Annotated in this window: 21 protein-coding genes; 2 read left to right on the forward strand and 19 right to left on the reverse strand. The window is 68.4% G+C overall.

All coding sequences use genetic code 11. The features are described 5' to 3' along the window. Window positions 1-6: 6 nt before the first annotated feature. The 14 genes from RZE77_RS17380 to RZE77_RS17445 form a co-directional block, all read right to left on the reverse strand. Window positions 7-1,557 (reverse strand): DUF1800 domain-containing protein, encoded by a 1,551-nt coding sequence (locus RZE77_RS17380; protein ID WP_319438525.1) that lies wholly within the window; start codon window positions 1,555-1,557, stop codon window positions 7-9. A gap of 56 nt (window positions 1,558-1,613) precedes the next feature. Beyond that, entirely contained in the window at window positions 1,614-2,084 is a 471-nt protein-coding gene (locus RZE77_RS17385) for a hypothetical protein (RefSeq protein WP_319438526.1), read from the reverse strand. Between the two features lie 122 nt (window positions 2,085-2,206). Further along, window positions 2,207-2,890, reverse strand: coding sequence for a DsbA family oxidoreductase (locus RZE77_RS17390; protein ID WP_319438527.1), 684 nt, complete (start codon window positions 2,888-2,890; stop codon window positions 2,207-2,209). Window positions 2,891-2,928: 38 nt separating this feature from the next. Continuing rightward, window positions 2,929-4,338 (reverse strand): MFS transporter, encoded by a 1,410-nt coding sequence (locus tag RZE77_RS17395; protein ID WP_319438528.1) that lies wholly within the window; start codon window positions 4,336-4,338, stop codon window positions 2,929-2,931. A gap of 29 nt (window positions 4,339-4,367) precedes the next feature. After that, window positions 4,368-6,260 (reverse strand): bifunctional sugar phosphate isomerase/epimerase/4-hydroxyphenylpyruvate dioxygenase family protein, encoded by a 1,893-nt coding sequence (locus RZE77_RS17400; RefSeq protein WP_319438529.1) that lies wholly within the window; start codon window positions 6,258-6,260, stop codon window positions 4,368-4,370. A gap of 143 nt (window positions 6,261-6,403) precedes the next feature. Beyond that, window positions 6,404-7,168 (reverse strand): alpha/beta fold hydrolase, encoded by a 765-nt coding sequence (locus tag RZE77_RS17405; protein ID WP_319438530.1) that lies wholly within the window; start codon window positions 7,166-7,168, stop codon window positions 6,404-6,406. Next, the gene (locus RZE77_RS17410; protein WP_319438531.1) at window positions 7,165-8,385 is read right to left on the reverse strand and encodes a multidrug effflux MFS transporter; all 1,221 of its coding nucleotides are present in this window, start codon (window positions 8,383-8,385) and stop codon (window positions 7,165-7,167) included. The genes RZE77_RS17405 and RZE77_RS17410 overlap by 4 nt, the downstream gene beginning before the upstream one ends. Further along, complete coding sequence (locus RZE77_RS17415) at window positions 8,382-8,810, reverse strand: carboxymuconolactone decarboxylase family protein (protein ID WP_319426638.1); 429 nt, start codon at window positions 8,808-8,810, stop codon at window positions 8,382-8,384. The genes RZE77_RS17410 and RZE77_RS17415 overlap by 4 nt, the downstream gene beginning before the upstream one ends. Next, complete coding sequence (gene pcaB / locus RZE77_RS17420) at window positions 8,810-10,018, reverse strand: 3-carboxy-cis,cis-muconate cycloisomerase (RefSeq protein WP_319438532.1); 1,209 nt, start codon at window positions 10,016-10,018, stop codon at window positions 8,810-8,812. Before pcaB ends, RZE77_RS17415 begins: the two co-directional genes overlap by 1 nt. A 100-nt stretch (window positions 10,019-10,118) precedes the next feature. Continuing rightward, the gene (locus RZE77_RS17425; RefSeq protein WP_319442375.1) at window positions 10,119-10,952 is read right to left on the reverse strand and encodes a shikimate dehydrogenase family protein; all 834 of its coding nucleotides are present in this window, start codon (window positions 10,950-10,952) and stop codon (window positions 10,119-10,121) included. 27 nt (window positions 10,953-10,979) lie between these two features. Beyond that, the gene (locus RZE77_RS17430) at window positions 10,980-11,990 is read right to left on the reverse strand and encodes a TRAP transporter substrate-binding protein (RefSeq protein WP_319438533.1); all 1,011 of its coding nucleotides are present in this window, start codon (window positions 11,988-11,990) and stop codon (window positions 10,980-10,982) included. A 52-nt stretch (window positions 11,991-12,042) separates the two neighbouring features. Further along, complete coding sequence (locus RZE77_RS17435) at window positions 12,043-13,323, reverse strand: TRAP transporter large permease subunit (protein ID WP_319426641.1); 1,281 nt, start codon at window positions 13,321-13,323, stop codon at window positions 12,043-12,045. A gap of 15 nt (window positions 13,324-13,338) precedes the next feature. Further along, a complete protein-coding gene (locus RZE77_RS17440; protein WP_319438534.1) occupies window positions 13,339-13,899 on the reverse strand; it encodes a TRAP transporter small permease in 561 nt (186 codons plus the stop codon). Between the two features lie 76 nt (window positions 13,900-13,975). Then, window positions 13,976-14,899, reverse strand: coding sequence for a shikimate dehydrogenase family protein (locus RZE77_RS17445; RefSeq protein ID WP_319438535.1), 924 nt, complete (start codon window positions 14,897-14,899; stop codon window positions 13,976-13,978). Between the two features lie 201 nt (window positions 14,900-15,100). Here RZE77_RS17445 and RZE77_RS17450 point away from each other — a divergent pair, with 201 nt between their 5' ends. Then, window positions 15,101-15,895 carry an IclR family transcriptional regulator domain-containing protein gene (locus RZE77_RS17450; protein WP_319438536.1) on the forward strand — a complete coding sequence of 265 codons (795 nt, stop codon included), beginning with the start codon at window positions 15,101-15,103 and terminating at the stop codon, window positions 15,893-15,895. 75 nt (window positions 15,896-15,970) lie between these two features. After that, window positions 15,971-16,981, forward strand: a complete 1,011-nt coding sequence (locus tag RZE77_RS17455) for a Bug family tripartite tricarboxylate transporter substrate binding protein (protein WP_319438537.1) — start codon at window positions 15,971-15,973, stop codon at window positions 16,979-16,981. A gap of 28 nt (window positions 16,982-17,009) precedes the next feature. Here the strand turns inward: RZE77_RS17455 and RZE77_RS17460 are convergent, their stop codons facing one another. The 5 genes from RZE77_RS17460 to RZE77_RS17480 form a co-directional block, all read right to left on the reverse strand. Next, complete coding sequence (locus RZE77_RS17460; RefSeq protein ID WP_319438538.1) at window positions 17,010-18,239, reverse strand: ROK family transcriptional regulator; 1,230 nt, start codon at window positions 18,237-18,239, stop codon at window positions 17,010-17,012. Further along, complete coding sequence (locus RZE77_RS17465) at window positions 18,232-19,029, reverse strand: ATP-binding cassette domain-containing protein (RefSeq protein ID WP_319438539.1); 798 nt, start codon at window positions 19,027-19,029, stop codon at window positions 18,232-18,234. Before RZE77_RS17465 ends, RZE77_RS17460 begins: the two co-directional genes overlap by 8 nt. Then, window positions 19,029-19,988 carry an ABC transporter permease gene (locus tag RZE77_RS17470; protein ID WP_319438540.1) on the reverse strand — a complete coding sequence of 320 codons (960 nt, stop codon included), beginning with the start codon at window positions 19,986-19,988 and terminating at the stop codon, window positions 19,029-19,031. The genes RZE77_RS17465 and RZE77_RS17470 overlap by 1 nt, the downstream gene beginning before the upstream one ends. Window positions 19,989-20,004: 16 nt before the next feature. Next, window positions 20,005-21,009 (reverse strand): sugar ABC transporter substrate-binding protein, encoded by a 1,005-nt coding sequence (locus RZE77_RS17475; protein ID WP_319438541.1) that lies wholly within the window; start codon window positions 21,007-21,009, stop codon window positions 20,005-20,007. A gap of 194 nt (window positions 21,010-21,203) precedes the next feature. Beyond that, window positions 21,204-21,707, reverse strand: coding sequence for a pentapeptide repeat-containing protein (locus tag RZE77_RS17480; protein WP_319438542.1), 504 nt, complete (start codon window positions 21,705-21,707; stop codon window positions 21,204-21,206). Window positions 21,708-21,740 lie beyond the last annotated feature (33 nt).

Raw genomic sequence — 21,740 nt, forward strand, 5'->3', positions numbered from 1 at the left:
TCATCATCAGCGGCGCATCAGCTCCGGCGACGCCAGCAGGAAGGTGTTCCACTCCTGCGGGTTCTTCGCCTGCGCGAGCGCCTCGCGCGTGTCCGCGCCCAGGCCCGCCTGCATCGCGCGCACCGCGTGCGAATCGGCCAGCGGCGGGAATGCGGGTTTCTCGAGCGGCGCCTTGTCGTCCGTGCGGAACAGCACGGCGCCGTTCGCACCGATGGCGCGCGCGATCTCGAAGCGCGTGTTCATCTGCCCCGCGCTGGCCCAGGCCGCTTCGTTGAGCGGATAGCCGTCGGGCGTCTCATGGCCGTACAGCGGCTCGCCCATGCGGTTGATCCAGCCGAGCATCGGACCCACGTTCGTCACCACGCGCTCGTCGTACGCAAGCCGCACGCCGGCGATCACGTAGTGCACCGGGTCGCGGAACTTGCGCCCGAGCGAGGCGGCGAACTCGGGCGACTCGAACATCGCCTTGAGTGTGACGGCGATGTTGCCGTCGCTGCGCGTGAAGGCCGCCGCCATGCGCTCGACCAATGCCTGCGGCGGATCGTCGGAGACGAAGTACACGGCGAGCTTGCGCGAGATGAAGCGCGCGGTGGCCGGCGCGCGCGCCAGCCGGTCGAGCGCCTCGTCGGCCTCGGCCAACCCGCGGCTCTGGATGGGCTGGCCCAGCAGCGTCTTCGGCCCGTAGTCGTGCCGGTTGGGATTGAACTCGAACAGGCCACGGCGCACGTAGTCGGCGCGAAGGGCCGGCCGCACATTGGGCGGCGGCGCATCGAGCGGCTGGTAGCTCACGCCCACGCCGGTGAGCACGCGCGCCAGCTCCTGCACGTCGGCTTGCGAATAGCCGCCGCCCACGCCCATGGTGTGCAGCTCCATCAGCTCGCGCGCGTAGTTCTCGTTGATGCGGTTGGCGGCGTTCTGCGCGTTGTCCAGGTAGCGCAGCATCGCGGGGTGGTGCAGCGTGGCGCCGAGCAGGTCGCGGAACCTGCCAAGCGCATGCGGGCGAATCGCGTTCTCTTCGTAGTCGCCCACCATCGCGCGGATGTTGTCCTTGCGCAGGTTGACGTTGAAGTGGTTCATCCAGAACCACGTCATCTGCTCCTGCAGCGGGTTGGGCGAATAGAGCGCGCGCAGCACGAAGCGCTGCTGCGCCTCGCGCGCCAGCTCGTTGAGCCGCCGCTGGTAGGCTTGGCGCGCGGCTTTCTTCTGGTCTTCATCGGGCAGCGCATCAGCGGCCTTGCGCTGCGCGTCTAGTCCGGTGACGAGTTGGTCGAGCGGCGTGCGCGAAATGGCCATGGCATCGATCTGCGCCTGCGCGGCCGGCGGCAGCGGTGCGGGCCGCGGATTGAGCTGGTCGCGCATCCACAGCGGCAGGCCGCGCCGCGCCAGCCGCGCCTCGCTGCTCGCATTGGCACCCCAGCCGACGCGGTCGAGCCAGCGCAGCCGCGCGGCTTCGTTCATGGGTGCAGAAGGCAAGGACACCGACACGAGCGGCCGATGCTCCCCCGGGTCGCTCGCGCAAGCCGCGAGCAGCGCCAGCGCGCATGCAGCCAGCGCCATCGGCACTCGGCGCGGGGAGAACAACAACCACTGCGAAGCGGCGGCCGCCACCGCATTCACTCCGTGCGCAGGTCGTGGCGGCGCACGTCGCCGATGGCATGCTGCGCGGTGCCCAGCGCCGCGTCGACATGCGCCAGGCCGCGCTGCTGGAACGGCCGCGAGCGCGGGTCGTCTTCTTCGCGCGCCACATCGGAGCGCACCTTGCGCAGCAGGTCGACCGCCGCATGCAGGCGGCTCTGGCGCGGCAGCCAGGCATCGGTGGGCTCGCGCCATTCGATGGGCTTGCCGTCGAGCCACGCCGCATGCTGCAGCTCACCGATGGCGGCATGGATCTCGTCGAGCACCACCTGCTCGTCGCGCGAGACCTGCCCGTCTTCGGGGCGGCGGTGCTCCACCTTCCAGGCGGCCGTGCGCAGGTCGGACAGGGCGTGCAGGTAGAACGGGTGCCTGCCGTATTCGTCAGCCAATGCGGGCAGCGAGGCCGCGGCCATGAGAACGAATGCGGCGATGAGGCTTTTCTTCTTCATCTTCGGAGCTCCTGTGAGTGACGGCGGTTCAAGGACGCTTCCTCAACCGCCGTGCCCCGCTCCGCGTTGACGCACTTTACCTTCGCGGCGCCGCGCAAGGCGGTGCCTAAGCTCCCGCTAAGTCAGGCAACCGCCACGCTGGCAGGTGCAGCGCCCGCAATCTGGCGCAAGGCCCGCTCGAACACCTCGACCGGCTGGCCGCCCGAGATCAGGTGCTGGTCGTTGATGATGATCGCGGGCACCGAATGGATGCCGGCATCGGTGTACATGCGTTCGCGCTCGCGGGTTTCGCGGGCGAACTCGCCGCTCGCAAGGATTTCGCAGGCCCGTGCCGCATCGAGCCCGGCTTCAGCGGCCAGGCGCACCAGCACCTCGTGGTCGGAGGGATTCTGGCGGTCGGTGAAGTAGGCCTTCAAGAGCAGTTTCTTGAGCGCTGCCTGCCTGGCCGGGCTTTCGAGCTCGGCCCAGTGCAGCAGGCGGTGGGCGTCGAAGGTGTTGTAGATGCGCGGCCGGCCCTCGGGGCTGAACTCGAAGCCCACCTCGGCCCCGCGCTGGCGGATCATCTCGCGCGACTGCGCCTGCTGTTCACGCGTGGAGCCGTATTTCTGGCTCAGGTGCTCGAAGGTGTCCTGGCCTTCGGGCGGCATCTGCGGGTTCAGCTCGAAAGGCTGGAAATGCAGTTCCGCCGTGACGTCGGGCGCGACGCGCCGCAGCGCCGCCTCGAGCGAGCCCAGGCCGACGGCGCACCAGGGGCAGGAAACATCGGAAACGAAATCGATCTTGAGATGGGAGGTCATGCCCGCCATTCTTCATCGCCCCGACGCCCTTGGTGCGCGCAAGGTCTTCAGGCCGCGGCCTTGGCGGCCATGCGTGCGGTGGCGAGCGTCTCTTCGCGCAGCCGGTCGTATTCGAGCTTGTCGACCGGCACCGCGTCGGGATTGCCGAGGTCGTTCATGTGCACGCGGTAGGTTTCGCGTGCGCTCAGGGCCGAGACTGCCGCGATGGCGCAGATTGCCAGCGTGATGGCGCCGACCGTCAGCGGGATGTTGGCGGCGCCGGGGGGCGCGACCGCCACGAACAGCGCCGGCAGCAGCGCGGTGATCGCGGTGCCGATGTTCTGCGAGATCGCCATGCCCGAGACGCGGGTGCGGGTGGGGAACATCTCCGGATAGAAGCTCGGGAACACGGCGTTGTAGCCCTGGTAGACCACGCCCCACATCAGCAGCGACATCACGATGGCCAGCGGCACGTTGTGGATGCTGATGGCATACAGGTAGCCGAACGACAGCAGGCCCGAACCGATGGCGCCGACGGCGATCGGCAGGCGGCGTCCGACCTTGTCCGACAGGTTGCCGACGAACGGGATCACGATCACGGCCAGGATGTTGCCCATCACCGGAATCCAGAGATAGATGTCCTTCTCGAAGTTGATGCCGTAGCCCGGCTGCACCGCGTAGGCGGCGCCGAAGATGGTCGCGACCACCGGGATCACGTTCATCAGCGAGCACAGCAGCACGCGCAGCATGTCGCCCCAGCTCTCGGTCACGGCCTGGATCACCGGCGCCTTCGGCTTCGTGCTCTTCTCGACTTCGGCAAAGGCGGGGGTCTCGTCCACTTCCTTGCGGATGATGTAGCCGGCCACGATGACGATGAAGCTCAGGAGGAACGGAATGCGCCAGCCCCAGGAATTGAAGGCGTCCTTGTCCATGTAGTGCGCAAGCGGCAGGAACACGGCGGCCGCCATGATCTGGCCGGCCTGCACGCCCTGCAGCGTGAAGCTCGCGAAGAAGCCGCGGCGCCCGAATGGCGCGTGCTCCAGGATCATCGAGCTCGCGCCCGAAATCTCGCCCGCCACCGCGAAGCCCTGGATCAGGCGCAGCACCACCAGCATCGCAGGTGCCCACAGGCCGACCTGGTCGTAGGTCGGCAGCAGGCCGACGGCGATGGTGGAAAAACCCATCAGGAACATGCACAGGATGAGCACGGTCTTGCGGCCGTGCGTGTCGCCCCAGTGGCCCAGCAGCAGTGCGCCGATCGGCCGTGCGACGTAGCCCACGCCGTAGGTCGCGAGCGACGCGATGATCGCGATCTGCGGGTCGCCCTTGGGAAAGAATATCTGCGGAAAGATCAGCGCCGCCGCGGTGGCGTAGATGAAGAAGTCGTAGTACTCCAGCGCCGAGCCGATCCAGCCGCTTGCGGTGGCCTTCTTCGACTGGTGCTTGCCTTTCGGCTCGTGGGCCGTGATGGTTGCCATGGTTTGTCTCCGGTTGACGAAAAGAATCTTTATTGCTGCGCCTGCGATGCCATGCGCGCGGGTGCGTTGAGCGCGCCGTAGGCGTCGTAGCCCGCGGTGCGCTGTGCCAGTTCGAAGAACAGTCCGCCTTCGATGTTCTCGGTGTAGATGTGCAGGTAGTCGCCCGCGGGCGAACGGTCGAACAGCACGCCCGCCGCGCGCAGCTTTGCGAGCAGCGCCGGGTCCAGGTCGATGCGCGTGGCCAGGTCGTCGTAGTAGTTGTCCGAAATGGGCACGAAGCGCGTGCCCGCGGCGCGCAGCCGCTCCACGCTCTCGAAGATGTCGTCGCAGCGCAGCGCGATGTGGTGCACCGCGCCGCCGCCGGTCAGGCTCAGCGTGCGCGCGGTGCGGGTGCGCTGGCTCAGCGACACGTTGAGCACCAGCCGCACGCTGCGCTCGGCGTTGGCGACGCCGCGGCTGCGGATCAGGCCGAAGGGGTCGGCCAGCTCCAGGCTTTCGCCCGGCTCCAGCCCCAGCACGGCGCGCGTGAACAGCACCCAGGTGTCGAGCTGGTCGAGCGCGAGGCCGAGCGCCACGTGGTCGACCTGCGCGAGGCCGGCGCCGGTGGCATCGGCCGCGGCGTCTTGCTCGAGGATGAAGTCGGCCTCGTACAGGCCGTTGGTGCCCAGGGCCTCGGGCACGAAGTGGATCAGATTGCCGCCCGGTGCCACGATGGCCGGCACGCGCAATTCGTTCGGGCCGACCGGGCTGTCGTGGCGCTGCGAGCGCATGGCCGTGGCGCGCTCGACGGCGGCCAGCGGATCGGCGCAGCGCACGCCCAGCGCGCACACCGAGGTGCCGTGCGCCTCGAAGCGGCTGCGCGCGAACGAATCCGGCTGCGCGTTGACGATCAGGTTGATCTCGCCCTGGCGGTACAGCGCCACGGCCTTCGATCGGTGCCGGCCGACGCGGCGGAAGCCGAGCTGCTCCAGCAGCGCGCCGAGCGTGCCGGCCGAGGCCTCGTCGGCCGCGAACTCGATGAACGACAGGCCCGAGAGCGCCGGCACGGGCGGCGGGCTGAACAGCTCGATCTGCGGTTTCAGCGCCGGCACATCGGCAGAGGAAGCCAGCCGCCGCTGCGCCTCGCTTTCGAGGTACAGCAGCGAGCGCATGGCGTCCACCGCGGTGCGGCGGTTGGGCGTTTCGCGGAACAGGTCGTTGAAGATTTCCAGCGACAGCGGGCCGGTGTAGCCCGCGCGCAGCACCTGCTCGAAGAAGCCGATCACGTCGAGATCGCCCTGGCCCGGGAACGAGCGGTGGTGGCGCGCCCACTGCAGCACGTCCATCGACAGCAGCGGCGCGTCGGCCATCTGCAGGAAGAAGATCTTGTCGCCCGGAATGGCGGCAATGCCCGCAGCATCGTCCTTCAGCGACAGCGTGTGGAAGCTGTCGAGGATCAGCCCGAGCTGCGGGTGGTCGGCCTGCTTCACGATGTTCCAGGCCTGGCCATACAGCGAGGTGTGGCGGCCCCAGGCCAGCGCCTCGAAGCCCACGCGCAGATTGCGGCGCGCGGCGCGCTCCGCGAGCTCGTGCAACTGCGCGGCGGCCAGCGCGGGGTCGTTCACCGAGAGCGGCGAGGTGTTCGAGCAGCACAGCATCAGCGGCGCGCCCATGGCCTCCATCAGGTCGAACTTGCGCTCGGCGCGCTCCAGGCTGCGGCGGAACTGCGCCTCGGGCATGCCCTCGAAATCGCGGAACGGCTGGTACAGGTCGATCGAGAGGCCGAGGTCCGAGGCAATGCGGCGCAGCTCGGCGGCGCTGCCCTTGAAGTTGACGAAATCGGCCTCGAACAGCTCGATGCCGTCGAAGCCTGCGGCCGAAACGGCTTCGAGCTTCTGGCGAAGCGTGCCGCTGAGGGAGACGGTGGCAATGGAGCGGTGCATGGGGGGTGACTGTAGAAACACCCGCCGCCGCCCACAACGCTCCGAGCCCCCTCAGTGTTCGATCATCGAACGCATGCGTGCATTGTTCGCACGAAATAGGGGTTAGACCTAGGCCAACCTCCAGGGCCCGAAGGCGGCGTTTCTCAAAGGCTGCGCCAGTAATCGATCAGCAGCTGGGTGAACTCGACCGGCCGCTCCACCGCGCTCAGGTGCGCCGCGTCGATGGTGGCCAGGCGGGCGCCGGGAATGGCGGCCGCGATGGCTTCGGACATGGCCAGCGGCGTGGCCTCGTCCTGCAGCCCCGCGATCACCAGCGTGGGCACGGCGATGCGGCGGTTACCCTCGCGGAAATCGATGGCGGCCACCGCGTTGCAGCTTTCGATGTAGCCCTGCGCATCGGTGCGCACCAGCACGTCGTGCAGCGCCTCGGCCGCAGCCTTGCCCTCCTGCGTGGTGACATAGCCGTGCGTGAGCCAGCGCGCCACCGCGCCCGGCGCGATGGCGGCCACGCCCTTGGCGGCCACCGTCTCGGCGCGCGCGCGCCACGGCGACTGGTCGGGGTAGTGGGCCGACGAATTCGCGATCACCACGCTGCGCAGCAGCTCGGGATGGCGCACCGCCAGCGCCTGCGCGGTCATGCCGCCCATCGACAGGCCGACGAAGTGCACCGGCTCCCCGCCCGCCTCGCGCTGGATGAGCTCGGCCGCGTCCTGCGCCAGCGTCTCCACGCGCAGCGCACCCGGCACCACCTGCGAGCCGCCGTGGTTGCGGTGGTCGTAGCGGATCACGGTGTGGGCACGCGCAAGCTGCTCGGCCACGCCGTCCCACATGTGCAGGTCGCAGCCCAGCGCATGGCTCAGCACGACAAAAGGACCGCTGCCTTCGCGGACGACGTTCAAACGGGTCATGGTGATTCCTTTTCTTTCATCGGATGTTGAAGACGCGGCAGCCAGAGGAACGCGATGGCCAGCAACCCGCAGCCCGCGAGCAGCATCGGAACGACCATCGGCCAGGCGCCGTTCGAAAAATCGGTGTCGACGAACTGCGCGGCCATCTGCCCGACGCTGAACGCCACCATCATCATGCCGAAACCCGACCACGACACGGCCCGCCCCGCGAGGTGCGGCAGGTCGCCCACGGCGCCGGCCTGGCCGCAGGGCTGGTGGATGCCGTGGCCCAGGCAATAGACCGCGTGGCCCGCGAGCAGCGGCAGCGCGCTGTGCGGCGCCAGCCAGCAGCCCAGCGCCTGGATCGCCGCGCCGGCCATGCTCAGCGTGGCACCCAGCTGCACCGTGCCCACCGGTCCGTGCCTGCGCAGCAGGCGCCGGCACAGCGTGGTGCTGAAGATGTAGACCAGCGAACCGCCGGCCGGGATCCAGCCGTACATCGCGGGCGACCAGCCCAGGTAGCCGATATAGACCATCGGCGACAGCAGCAGAAAGCAGAAAAGGCCGCCGTAGGTGGTTGCGGCCACCGAGGCCCAGGCCCGGAAGCTGCGGCTCGCGAACACGGCGCGGGTGCTGCCGCGCGGCGCCGAAGACTCGCCGGCCAGCGGCCGCCGCGTTTCCGCGAACGAGCGCCAGCACAGGGCAAGCAGCACCAGCGCGTAGAGCGCCATCGAGGCCATCACCCAGCGCCAGCCGGCGCCCTGCACCAGCCACGCGCCCAGGAGTGGCGCCAGCAGCCCCACCACGCCCAGGCCCGTGAGCCCGCGCGCCATGACGTGCGGCCCTTCGTGCGCGGGATAGAGGTCGCGCACCGCGGCGCGTGCGCACACCAGGATGGCCGCCATCGAAAAGCCCTGCAGCGTGCGCCAGCCCGCGAGCACCGCCACGCTGCCGGCGAAGGCGCCGCCCAGCGCCGCGATCGCGTAGCAGCCGAGCCCCGCCAGCAGCACCGGCCGGCGGCCGAAGCGGTCGGCCAGCGGGCCGCACAGCAACTGCGCAAAGCCGAAGGCCAGCACGAACAGCGTGAGGCTGGTGCTGGCCGATCCCAGCTCCTTCGCAATGGCGGGCAGCGCGGGCAGGTAGCTGTCGGTGGCCACGGGCTGCGCCGCCAGCAGCAGCGGCAGCAGCAGGCCGAAGCCGGGTTCGAACCGGTCCTTGCGGATGCGCGGTCCGGTCACTGCGCGGCCGCGGCCAGCAAGCCCTTCTCGCGAAGGATGCCGGTCGCGATGCCGAAGGCGTGGTTCGCCACCGGCACGCCGCAGTAGATGGCCGCCATCATGATGACTTCCTTGATGTCCTCGGGCGTGAGGCGCGACTCGGGCGGGCCGTCGAGCGCGGCGCGCACATGCATCGCGAATTCTTCATAGGCATGGATGCCCAGCATCATCGACAGCACCATGTAGCGGCGCGTCTTGTCGCCGAGCGCGGGCCGGCCCCAGATGTCGTTCCAGGCATGGCGGGTGATGAGCTCCTGGAACTCGGCGTTGAACGCGTTGCGGTTGGCGAGCGACTTGTCGACCCAGGCGTCGCCGAGCACGCGGCGGCGGTTGACGAGGCCGGCTTCGTAGTCGTCGGGAGGTGGGGTGCTTGTTTCGTCGGTCATCAGGGGGTGTCTTTCGCAATCAGTTGGGCGCGCAGTGCCGCGACTTGCCGCAGCGCGGTTTCGCCGGCGGGACCGGCCAGCGCGGGATCGAACCATTCGTCCGCCGCCTCGCGCGGCAGCTCCGCGCGCAGGATGTCGATGTTGGCACGCATGCGCGCCGCGTCGATCTGCAGGCCCGGCAGCGCACTGGCCAGCGCCCGCACGCTGCCGTGCGCCGACATCAGCAGCTGCGGCCATTCGGCCAGCTCGGCCTGCCAGCCGCCGAGCGCGCGCTCGTGTTCCTGCGGCATCGCTGCCAACAGCGCGGCCACGCGCTGCGGCGCACGCTGGGCCGCGGCGAGCGCCACCATCGCCGCCACCGGGTTGCGCTTGTGCGGCATCGCGGAGGAGCCGCCGCGGCCCGGCTCGGTGGGCTCGGCCACCTCGCCGACCTCGTACTGGCCCATGAGCGCGATGTCGCGCGCGATCTTGCCGAGGCTGCCCGTGAGCAGCCCCAGCTCGCAGCCGAGCGCGACCCATTCGTCGCGCTGCGTGTGCCAGGTGGCGCCGGCATTGCCGAGGCCGAGCTCGTCCGCCACGCGCTGCACGACGGCCGCGCCCTGCCCCTTCATCTGCGAGAGCGTGCCGACGGCGCCGCCGAGCTGCACGCTGAGCGCATGGCGCGCGGCCTCGCGCAGGCGGGCGCGGCTGCGCACCAGCGGCGCGGCCCAGCCGGCGCACTTGAGGCCGAAGCTCGTGACCGACGCGGGCTGCATCAGCGTGCGCGCAAGGATCGGCGTGGCCGCATGCTGCACGGCGTGCTGCAGCAGCGCCTCGATGGCGCGGTCGACGTCGGCTTCGATCAGCGCGATGCCTTCGCGCGTGACCAGCGCCATCGCGGTGTCGATCACGTCCTGGCTGGTGCTGCCGAAATGCACGAAGGGCACGGCAGCCGGATTGAACAGGCCCACGGCCTCCTTCAAGGCCTTGACCAGCGGAATCGCGACGCTGCCCGCACGGCCGCTGTCGCGCACGATCTTGGCCACGTCGAACAGCTCGACCTTGCAGCTGCCGACAATCGAATGCGCGGCAGTCTCCGGCACCAGCCCGAGCGCGGCCTGCGCGCGGGTCAATGCGGCTTCGAAGCGCAGCATCGCGTCGACGAAATTGTGGTCGCTGAAGGCGGAAAGCGTCTCGGACGTGGAAAGGAAGCCTTCGAAAATGCTCATGGTGAATGTCTTCTTGCGTCAAAAAAATCGAGTGAGCGCAACAGCATTACACCGCGTCTTCCCTCGCGCCGCACGGCGCAGGGCCGGCGTTGCACACTGCTCAGTAGCTGATCTTGGCCTCGGCACGCAGCGCATCGGCCGTCGCCGTGCCGAAGCCGAAGAACTCGAGGTATGCGGGAATCATCTCGAACAGCATGTCGGTGCCCACCTGCACCGCGCAACCCTTGTCGCGGGCGGCGCGCAGCAGCGGCGTGTATTCCGACTTCATGACCACCTCGCCGACGAAGGTCGAGGCCGCGATGCGGTCCACGTCGAAAGGCAGCGGATCGCCCTCCTTCATGCCCAGCGGCGTGGCATTGACGACGAGGTCGAAGCCGGCCGGATCGTTCGAGCCGGTGGACACGGCCAGCGCCGGATAGTGCGTGCGCAGGCGCCCGGCCAGCGCCTCGGCCGAAGCCGCATAGGCATCGAAGAGCGCGATTTCCGCCACGCCGGTCGCGGCCAGCGAGGCGGCAATTGCCGAGCCCACGCCGCCGCTGCCGGAGACCAGCACGCGCGCGCCCTCGAGCGCGCAGCCCTTGCGCAGCACACCGCGCACGAAGCCGGCGCCGTCGAACTGGTCCCCCACCAGCGTGCCGTCGGCGCGCTTGAGCACCGCGTTGCAGGCGCCGGCGATCTTTGCGGTGGGCGTGACCTCGTCGACCAGGCCCATGGTCGTGATCTTGTGCGGCATGGTCACCAACGCGCCCCGGATGTTGGTGAGCCGGAACAGCGCGGCGAAGGCCGCCGGATAGTCCTCGGGCTTCACGCCCATCGGCACCACGACGGCGTCGATGCCCTGCTTCTCGAACCAGGGGTTGTAGATCATCGGCGCCTTGAAGCTTTCGGTGGGAAAGCCCAGGTGCGCGACGAGGGTGGTCTTGCCGGAAATCATGGTGTTCTTCACTCGCCCCTTCCTGGGTTACTTGCGAACCTTGGCGATCTCGGCGTACAGCTCCTTGACCACGGCCTCGCCCACCAGGGCGCTGTGCTTGTCCACCACCGGCTTGACCTTGTCGCGAAGGCGCTGCATTTCGGCGGGGCTGAACTCGGTCACCTGCATGCCGGCCTTCTTGAGATCGTCCAGCGCGGCTTGCGCCTGGCCGCGCGACACTTCGCGCTCGAACCTGGTGGCTTCCGCGGCCGCTTCGGTCATGATTTTCTTCTCGGCATCGCTGAGCGAGTCCCAGAGCTTCTTGCCGACGATCAGCGCCTGCGGGTTGTAGACGTGCTGCGTGAGCGCGAGGTGCTTCTGCACTTCGGCGAACTTCGACGTGCGGATGACCGTGTTCGGATTCTCCTGGCCGTCGACTGCCTTCTGTTCGAGCGCCGGATAGAGCTCTGGAAAGGGCATCGGCGTGGCGTTGGCGCCGAGCGCATTGAAGAGATCGATGTAGATCGGCGACTGGATCACGCGGATCTTCAGGCCGGCCAGGTCTTCCACCTTGTGGATCGGGCGCTTGCTGTTGGTCACGTTGCGAAAGCCCAGGTCCCAGTAGCCGAGGCCGATGAGGTTCTTGGCCGCGAGTTCCGAGAACAGCTTCTTGCCGAACGGCCCGTCGGTCACCGCATCGGCTTCCTGCGGATTGGCGAACAGGAACGGGAAGTCGAAGACCGCAAAGGCCTTGACCTGGTTGGAGAGGATGCCGGCGTTGAGCACGGTCATCTCGATGGTCCCGCCCTGGATGGCCGACACCGTCTGCACGTCGCCGCCGAGCGTGCCGCCCGGGAACAGCTTGACCTGCATCTTGTTGCCTGATTTCTGCGCGACGAGTTCGCCGAACTTCTTCGCGCCCAGGGCCTGCGGATGATCGCCCTGGTTCTGGAACGCGAACTTGATCGAACGCTCCTTGATGTCCTGCGCAACGGCAGCAGCCACGGGCAGCAGCATCGCGATGCCGAGGCAAAGGGCCCGGGTGATGGTCTTCTTCATGGATGGTCTCCTTGGGGGTCGGGTCGAAAAAAAGGGAACGTGAAACGCGGGGTCAGCCGGCGAACCAGCGCATCGGCACCAGCACCAGCGAGGGGAAAAATACGAGCAGGAACATCACGATGAACTGCGCCGTCATGAACGGCAGCACGCCGCGCGTCACCTCGTCCATCTTCATCCTGCCGACGCCCGCCACGACGTTGAGCACGGTGCCCACCGGCGGCGTGATCAGCCCGATGGCGTTGTTGATGATGAACAGCACGCCGAAGTAGACCGGGTCGATGCCCGCAGCCTTGACCACCGGCATCAGGACCGGCGTGAGGATCAGGATGGTCGGCGTCATGTCCATGGCCGTGCCGACCGCCATCACGAGCACCATGATCGCGATCAGCAGCAGGGTCTGGTTGCCCATGAAGGGCTCCAGCAGGCTGATGAGCTTGCTCGGCAGGTCGGCCACCGTGATGAGCCAGGCGGAAACCATGGCCGCCGCCACCAGGAACATGATCACGGCCGTGGTCTTGGCCGCGCTCACGAAGACCCGGTAGAGCTGCGCGAAGTTCATCTCGCGGTAGACCACCATCGCGACGAACAGCGCGTAGACCGCCGCGACCACGGCCGCCTCGGTGGGCGTGAACACGCCCATCTTGAGGCCCACCAGCACGATCACCGGCAGGAACAGGGCCCAGAGCGACTCCTTGAAGGCCTTCGCACGCTCGGCGCCAGTGGCCTTGGCCGCAGGCTGGATGTTCTCCCGCTTGGCAACCCACCACCACGCGATGGCGATGCCTGCTCCCAGCATGATGCCCGGCACGATGCCCGCCAGGAACAGCTTGCTGATCGACACATTGGCGGCCACGCCGAAGATCACGAAGCCGATCGAGGGCGGAATGACCGGCGCGATGATGCCGGCCGAGGCGATGAGGCCCGCGGCGCGTGCCTTGTCGTGGCCCGCACGCACCATCATCGGCAGGAGCAGTGCCGCGAGCGCGGCAGTGTCCGCGACCGCCGAGCCCGAGAGCGCGGCCAGCAGGCAGGCCGCCAGGATGGCGACGAAGCCGAGTCCGCCGCGGCGATGGCCGACGAGCGTCAAGGCGAGGTTGACGATGCGCTTGGAGAGGCCGCCGACGTTCATGATCTCGCCGGCCAGCATGAAGAACGGCACGGCGAGCAGCGGGAAGCTGTCGGCGCCGTTCACCACGTTCTGCGCCAGGATCTGCGCGTCGAACAGGTCGAGGTGGACCATCAGCGCCATGCCCGAAAGCAGCAGCGAATAGGCGATCGGAATGCCCAGCGCCATTGCGCCGAGCAGGGAGCCGAGGAAGATGAATACGGTCATGGCGGGCTCCGGTGCTCAGCGTTTGTCGTGCGCGGCGCGCTCGGCCGCTTCGTCGCGCTGGAGCTGCGCAAGGTCTTCCGATTCCTGCACCATCACGAGTTCCTCTTCGCTCAGCCGGCCGGTGAGCGCGCGCACCAGGTCGCTCAGCAGGAACACCGCCGCCGAGGCCGCGAACACGATGCCCGAGGCGTAGAAGATCGCCACCGATGCGCCGGTCACCGGCGCCTCCACGTCCCAGTTGATCCTCGCCTGCGCCAGGCTGCCGCTGAACAGCAGCCAGGTCGCATACAGCATGAGCAGATGGCCCACGACAAGGCAGATCTTCTTGCCCAGCACCGGCAGGCGGGCCACCAGGAAGTCAGTGCCCAGGTGCGCGCGCTCCTTGACCGCGACCACCGCCCCCAGGAACGTGACCCACACGAAGAGCCATCGCGACACTTCCTCCGACACGGTAATGCCCGAATTGAAGGCGTAGCGAAGCACCACGTTGCCGAACACCAGCACGACCATGATGGCAAGCGCCAGCGCGATCAGCGCATCGAGCAACTTGCAGTAGCCGTCGAAAATCCTTGTCATTGCGTCTCCTCCTTGAAAATTGGTTCCCACGCCGATCGCTTGGAGCCCGGCGGTCCTCCGGGCTGCGGCCTCTCTGTCAAGCCACGCTCGGTGACTGGTAGCGCAGCGGCGCGGCAATCTCCGCGGCCATGGCGGCCGGATAGATCAGTTCGCGCAGGAAATCCGAGTCCTTGCGCAGCGCTTCGGCCGCATCCTTGTGGCCGAAGTACCCGAAGTAGTGCGGCATCTGCTGGATCAGCATCTCGAAGCCGGCCTGCGCATTGAGGCCGCGTGCGCGTGCCGCACGCACCAGCGGCGTCGGCTGGTTGCGCAGCAGGATGTCGAACAGCGCGGCATGGGAATCCATGCGCGCGACATCGACGGGCAGCGCGTCGGCCTCGTCCAGGCCCAGCGGCGTGGCGTTGATCACCAGGTCGTAGCCTTCGGGCGCATTGCTGTCGACCGACACCACGTTGGCATCGAAGAAGGCGTCGAGCTTGGCCGCCACGCCGGCCGCCCTGCCGGCCGAGGTGTCGTAGAACGCGATGTGCTCGGCACCGTCGACCGTGCCGCCTTCGGCCAGCGCCACGCCAATGGCCGCGGCGCTCACGCCGGCGCCCAGGATCAGCACCCGCTTGCCGCGGAACGGAATGTTGAAGTGATCGAGCGCGCCCAAGAGGCCTTCGCCATCGAACAGGTCGCCCTCCAGTTCGTTGTTCTCGATGCGGCGCACCACGTTGACTGAGCCCGCCACGCGGCCGAACAGGCCGCAGCCGTCGAGCAGGTCGACCGCCAGCGGCTTGTGCGGCGGCGCAATCACCATGCCGCGCACGTTGCGGGCGAGGAACGCCGACTTGAAGAACACCGCGAAATCGCGCAGCGGCACCTGCACGGGCACCAGCACCGCGTCGATGCCGAAGCGCTCGAAGGCGGCGTTGAACATCCGGGGCAGGCGCACGTTGCGCACAGGGTCGCCGGGAATCAGGTACGCCAGGGTGCTGCCGCTGATGGAGGTGGTCATGTCTTGCCTCTTTTTTGTACGGCAATCGCTCCAGGGCCATTGCCAGGGCGAACTTTAGCCACCTCTCCGCGGATTTCGCTCAGGAGCTGAGCCCCAATCGATCGACAATCGTCCGTATTCGTTCGATGATCGTACATAAACAGGGTTTGTCCTGATCCGGCCGGGCCGCCGCGCCGCCCGCCGCACGGCACACTCCGGGCCATGAGCACCGATGCCACCGATCTTTCTCCAGCGCCCGCCGGCCTCGACAAGCGCGACTGGATCGCCGGGCTGGAACGCGGCGTGAGCATCATCGAAGCCTTCGACGACGCCCATCCGCGCCTCACCGCCAGCCAGGCCGGCGAACGCACCGGCATGACGCGCACGGCCGCGCGGCGCTACCTGCTGACCTTGCAGCACATGGGCTACGTGGCGAGCGACGGCAAGCTGTTCTGGCTCACGCCGCGCGTGCTGCGGCTCGGCCAGTCGTACCTCGACTCGGCGCGGCTGCCGCGGATCGTCCAGCCCTTCCTGCAGCGCGTGGCCGCGGGCACCAGCGAGATCGCCTACCTCAGCGTGATGGACGGCGACGAAGTGGTCTACATCGCGCGCAACGGCCCCAACCGCAGCATGAGCACCGGCTACGTGCTGGGCGCGCGGGTGCCGGCGCAGGTCACGGCCGCGGGCATGCTGATGCTCGCGCTGCGCAGCGATACCGAGCTGGCCGACTGGCTCGCCACGCGGCAGCTGCAGGTGTTCACCTCGCACACCATCGCGAGCATGGAGCGCATGAAGCTGGAGCTCGCACGCATCCGGGCACAGGGCTGGGCGCTGTCGGAGCAGCAGCTCGACCTCAATTCGCGCGGCATTGCGGTGCCGCTGCGCGACCGGCACGGCACGCTGGTGGGCGCGCTCAACATCACCATGCCGATGGGCCACGAAAGCTCCGAGGACGCGGTGGCACGCGTGCTGCCGGTGCTGCGCGAAACCGCGCAGGCGATGCGCAACCTGATCTGAGCGGCGGCTTTCCGAGCGCATCCGTCTGGCAGGATGCAGGCTTTTCTTTCACACAAGACGACGGAGACAAGCACCATGTTCGACGACCACTTCCTGAACGACCCGCAGCCCACGCGCCGCCAGTGGCTGCAGGGCGGCGGCGCCCTGGCCCTGGGCGGGCTGCTGCCTTCGATGGCCTCGGCGCAGTCGGCCTGGCCCAGCAAGTCGGTGCGCTTTGTCGTGCCCTTCGCGCCGGGCGGCAGCTCGGAGATCGTGGCGCGCTCCACCGCCGCCGAGCTTTCGCGCACGCTGGGCCAGAGCGTCTTCGTCGACAACAAGCCCGGCGCGGCCGGCAACATCGCGATGAGCGAGGTGGCGCGCAGCACCGACCAGCACACGCTGATCCTCGGCCACATCGGCACGCTGGCGGTCAACCCGTACATCTTCGCCAAGCTGCCCTACGACGCGAACAAGGATTTCAAGCCCGTGAGCCTGCTGGCCAAGGTGCCCAGTCTCTACGTGGTGCACCCCGACGTGCCGGCGAAGAACCTCAAGGAGTTCATCGCCTACGCCAAGTCGAATCCCGGCAAGCTGAGCTACGGCTCCGCGGGCAACGGCAGCGCAGGCCACCTGGCCTTCGAATACCTGAAGATGACCGCCGGCGTGTTCATGCTGCACGTGCCTTACCGCGGCACCGGGCCGATGGTCACCGACCTGCTCTCGGGCCGGCTCGAGGCCTCGGCCATCGGCGCCGCGGCCATCCTTCCCTTCATCAAGACCGGCAAGGTGCGCTGCATCGCCACCGGCTCGGCCAAGCGCCTGGCGCAGCTGCCCGACGTGGCCACGGTCGCCGAACAGGGCTTTCCGGGCTTCGAGATGACGCAGTGGTACGGCATGCTCGCGCCGGCCAGCATCGAGCCCGCGCAGTTGGCCAAGCTCTCGGCCGAAACGATGAAGGCCGTGAAGTCGCCCGATTCGATGCAGCGGCTCACGGCCGATGCGGCCGAGGCCGTCGGCGGCACGCCCGAGCAGTTCGCGCAGTTCATCGCGGCCGAGCAGGCGCGCTGGCAGAAGGTCATTGCAAGGGCCAACATCAAGCCGGACTGATTGCGCGGCGGCCGAAGCCGCGCGCCGCTCAGGCCGCCTTCAGGAACACGTCGTGGTCCGGCGCGAAGTTCGCATGCAGCGGCAGCATCGCCCCGCCCAGCGCACAGGCCTGCGCGCCCACCCGGCCCCCATGCAGCTGGGGCGCCCATAGACCCTCCCAGTTGCACCGGGCCAGCGCGGCGCGGGTCTGCTCGAGCAGGGCTTGCAGCAGCGAGCGCGACATGGAGCCATCCATGACCACGTCCGCCAGGTCGAGCACCGCGGTGCTGCTCACGATGGCATGCGCCAATGCCAGCGATGCGGAGCCGAGCCAGGCCTGCGTGGCCGCGGCAAAGGGCGCCTGCAGCGCGCGGTCGTCATAGGCCGCGGTGGTATCGAGCCCCTCGGCCTGCAGCCGCTGCTCCAGTTCCCACAGCGAAGCCTCCGCCATCACCTGCGGCGGCAGCGCCGCACCCGGGCCGGCCTGCGCCGGCTGCATCGGCAGCGAGGCCAGTGCGCCCGCGTTGCCGTGCACGCCGGTATGCAGGTGCGAGTTGATGACCAGCCCGCCGCCCACGAAGGTGTCGACGAAGATGTAGAGAAAGCTCTTCAGGTCATGGCCGCGCCCGCCCACCAGTTCGGCCACGCAGGCCGCCACGGTGTCGCGCGCAAAGCTCACGGGCACCTCGGTGCGTGCGCGCACCTCGGCCGCCAGGTCCATCTGGTTCCAGAGGTCGGCCTGCGCCTTCGACAAACCCAGCGTGCGGTGCCAGCCGCCGAGCTGGAACGGTGCGGCCAGCCCCGCGCCCACATTGCGCACGGCGAGAGGCCCGAGGCCCTCGCGCAGCCGGTGGATGTGCTGCGCAATGGCGGGCAGCAGCTCGTCCGCATCGGGAAAGTCGTAGCTGATCGCATGCCGCTCGCGCACCTTCGCGGTGAAGTCGATCAGCAGCCATTCGGCGCCACGCCGGCCCACCTTGATGCCGATGGCAAAGGCCCCGTCGGGGTTGAGCGCGAGCGGCACCGAGGGCTGCCCGATGCGGCCGCGCACGCGGCCCTGCTTGACGATGAGCCCGTCTTCCTCGAGCCGCGCGGTGATGAGCCCGATGGTCTGCGCGCTCAGCCCGGTGAGCCGCGCAAGGTCGGCCTTGGGCAGGCTGGTGTGAACGCGCAGCGCCTGCAGCACCGTGCGCTCGTTGAACTGGCGCATGCCGACCTGGTTGGACCCGCGGGGCCGCAGCAGGTCGGGCGAGCGCGCAGGGGCTTCTGCATCAGGCATGCGCCTCCGCGGGCAGCTGGTCGGCGGTCATGGCGCCGGTCATCACGGCCACCGTGTCGCTCATGCTGATGTTCTTCGGGTTGAGCACCGCCGCACGCCTGCCCAGGCGCGCCACGTGGATGCGGTCGGCTACCTCGAACACATGGGGCATGTTGTGGCTGATGAGCACCACCGGCAGGCCGCGGTCGCGCACGCGGCGGATCAGCTCCAGCACCATGTTGCCCTCCTTCACGCCCAGCGCCGCGGTGGGCTCGTCCATGATGACCACGTGCCGCGCGAAGGCCGCACTGCGCGCCACCGCCACGCACTGACGCTGGCCGCCCGAGAGCGTTTCCACCGCCTGCGTCATCGACTGGATGCCGACCTTCAGGTCCGCCATGCGGGCCGCGCTCTCGTGCAGCATCTTCTTCTTGTCGAGCATGCGCAGCACGTTGCCCAGGAAGCCGGGGCGGCGCAGTTCGCGGCCGAGGAAGAGGTTCTCGTAGATCGTCATGGCCGGCGCCACGGCCAGGTCCTGGTAGACCGTCTCGATGCCCGCGCGCCGCGCGTCGAGCGGATTGCGAAAGTGCACCGGCGCGCCGTCGAGCAGGATCTCGCCCTCGTCGGGCACGATGGCGCCCGACAGCGCCTTGATCAGCGACGACTTGCCCGCGCCGTTGTCGCCGATCACCGCGAGGATTTCTCCTTCGCGCAGCTCGAAGTCGACACCGTCGAGCGCCGTGACCTGGCCATAGCGCTTCACCAGGCCCCGGGCCTGCATCACGATCTTGGGGTTTGCAACGGCGTTCATCAGCGGGCTCCCCGGCGCGAGAGTTGATCGGCCGCCACCGCCAGGATCACGAGCACGCCCGTCACCAGCACCTGGTAGATCGACGACACGCCCATCAGCGTGAGCCCGTTGCGGAACACGCCCACGATCAGCACGCCGATCAGCGAGCCCAGCACCACGCCGCGGCCGCCGAACAGGCTGGTGCCGCCGAGCACCACGGCCGTGATGGCGTCCAGGTTCTCGGTCTGCCCCGCGTTCGGGTCGCCCACGCCGGTGCGCGCCACCGACAGCAGCGAGGCAATGCCGTAGAGCGCGCCCGCCGCCACGTAAACGCCCAGCAGCACGCGCTGCGTCGGAATGCCGACCAGGCGCGTGGCCTCGGCGTTGTTGCCCACCGCATAGATGTGCCGCCCCGCGGCCGTCTCGCGCAGCACGAACCACGCGAGCGCATAGAGCACCAGCATCAGCACCGCGCCCCAGGCCACCGCGGCGCCGCCGACGGCAAAGGTGGTGCCCAGGCCCGTGAGGCCGGCGGGCAGGTCGGTGATGGTCTGCGAGGACGAATACAGCTGCGTGATCGCGAACGCGATGTTCAGCGTGCCCAGCGTCACGATGAAGGGCGGCAGCTTGATGCGCGTGACCAGCAGGCCGTTGACCAGCCCGAACAGCGTCGTCACCCCCACGCCGCAAAGAATGGCCACCGGGACCGGCAGCCCGAGCTCGGTTGCGAACTTGCTCATGATGATGCCGCCCAGCGCCATCACCATGCCGCACGACAGGTCGATGCCCGCCGTGAGGATGATCAGCGTCTGGCCGATGGCGATCACGCCGACCACCATCACCTGCTGCAGGATCAGCGAGAGGTTGTCCCCCGTGAGAAAACGGTCGGACTGGGTCGCAAAGAAGATGCATGCGCCAAGCAGGGCCAGCCACGGCCCCAGGGCGCCCCACGGAATCTGGTGCGTTGGAGATTTCGCCATCAAAACGCTCCGATGCTTACTTCTTGCCCCAGCACAGCTCGGCACCGGTCTTGGTGTCCTTGCTGTCGACGCCCGCGACGCTCTTGCCGGCGATCAGGGTCACACCCGTGTCGACGTAGCCCGAGGCCTTCTTGCCCGTCTTGGCAAACTCCACGCCCGCTGCCACGCCCATCGCGGCCATCTTGAGCGGGTACTGCTGCGAGGTGGCCGCGATGACGCCCGCGTTGGTGTCCTTGATGCCCTGGCAGCCGCCGTCCACCGAGACGATCAGCACGCCCTTCTCCTTGCCCGCGCGCTTCAGGGCGTTGTAGGCACCGGCCGCGGCGGGTTCGTTGATGGTGTAGACCAGGTTCACCTCGGGCGCCTTCTGCAGGCAGTTTTCCATCGCGGTTTGCGCCTTGGCCTGGTCGCCGAAGCTGTCGGCCATGCAGACGATCTCTGGCGCCTTCGACAGCTCGTTCGACTTGGCGTCGTTCGCCGGCAGGCCGAAGCCCTTCATGAAGCCGTTGTGCCGCTGTGCGCCCACCGGGTGGCCCGGCAGCAGGTCGAGCGCGACGATCTTGGGCGGCTTGCCGGCCATCGCGGCCTTGGCGTATTCGCCGATCAGCACGCCGGCCGTGTAGTTGTTGGTGGCAAAGAGCGCGTCGGTCGCATCCGGCGGATCGGCCGGGCTGTCGAGCGCGATCACCATCACGCCCTTGTCGCGCGCCTTCTTGATGGCCGGCACGATCGCCTTGGCATCGCTCGGCGTGATCAGGATGGTCTTGGCGCCCGCGGCAATCATGTTTTCCATGGCGGTGATCTGGCCCGCGTTATCGCCGTCGGCCTTGCCCGAGCCGGAGAGCAGCTTGGCGCCGAGCTTCTTGGCTTCTTCCTGCGCGCCCTCCTTCATCTTGACGAAGAAGGGGTTGGTCTCGGTCTTGGTGACCAGGCCGATGACGGGCTGGTCGGCGGCGAAGGCGGCGGACGATGCAGCCAGGGACATGGCCGCCATGGCCAGGATGGAGCGGGAGCTGAACATGGTTTGTCTCCGTACGTTCGTTGGCGGGCGGCAGGCGCCCGCAGGGCTGGATAACCGGCCGCGTGCCCCGTGTGCAAGGGAGTGGCGACCGGACGCAGGGAGACTATCGATGAGGGGAGCGACTAAATCAAGTGGTTTTAGTTATCGAAAACCCGGGGTTGCAGGGCTCGCGCCGCGTCCCCGTCCTTGCCCCTTCACCGGCTGTTGTTGAGCAAGGCGCCTTCGAATTCGAGCTGCTCGAAATAGCTGTTCGTGAAGTCGACCTGCTCGCCGCGCAGGTTCCTGGCGTGCACGTCCGTTCCCTTGCACTCCAGCACCTGCACGTTTCGCCAGTCGCTGCCGTCGAAATTCATGCCGTTCCACGTGCACTGGACAAAACGGCAGCCGCGAAGCGAGCTCTGGCTGAATTGCGCATGGTCGAAGGCGCAGCGCGTGAACACGCAATCCGCCATGGCAATGTGCTCGAAATTGCAGCGCGTGAAGCTGCAGCCGTCGAGCTGGCAGGCGGTCCAGCCGGCGTGCCGGAAGACCGTGTCCGTGAAGCTGCTGCCCGAGAAGGACGACGAGGCGAACTGCGCCGTCTCCAGATCAAGGCCTGCATAGACATTGGCATCGCTTTGGCCGGCCAGCCCGGCGGGAGCGCCGCCGAGGCCTTTGCGCCATTTGTCGTGGTCGAGGATGATTTGTTGGGCGCTCATGGTTTATGGCGGGTAGAGTTTTTTTACTGGGCA

The sequence above is a fragment of the Variovorax sp. SPNA7 genome (assembly GCF_033807855.1).
GTDB classification, from domain to species: Bacteria; Pseudomonadota; Gammaproteobacteria; order Burkholderiales; family Burkholderiaceae_C; genus Variovorax; species Variovorax beijingensis.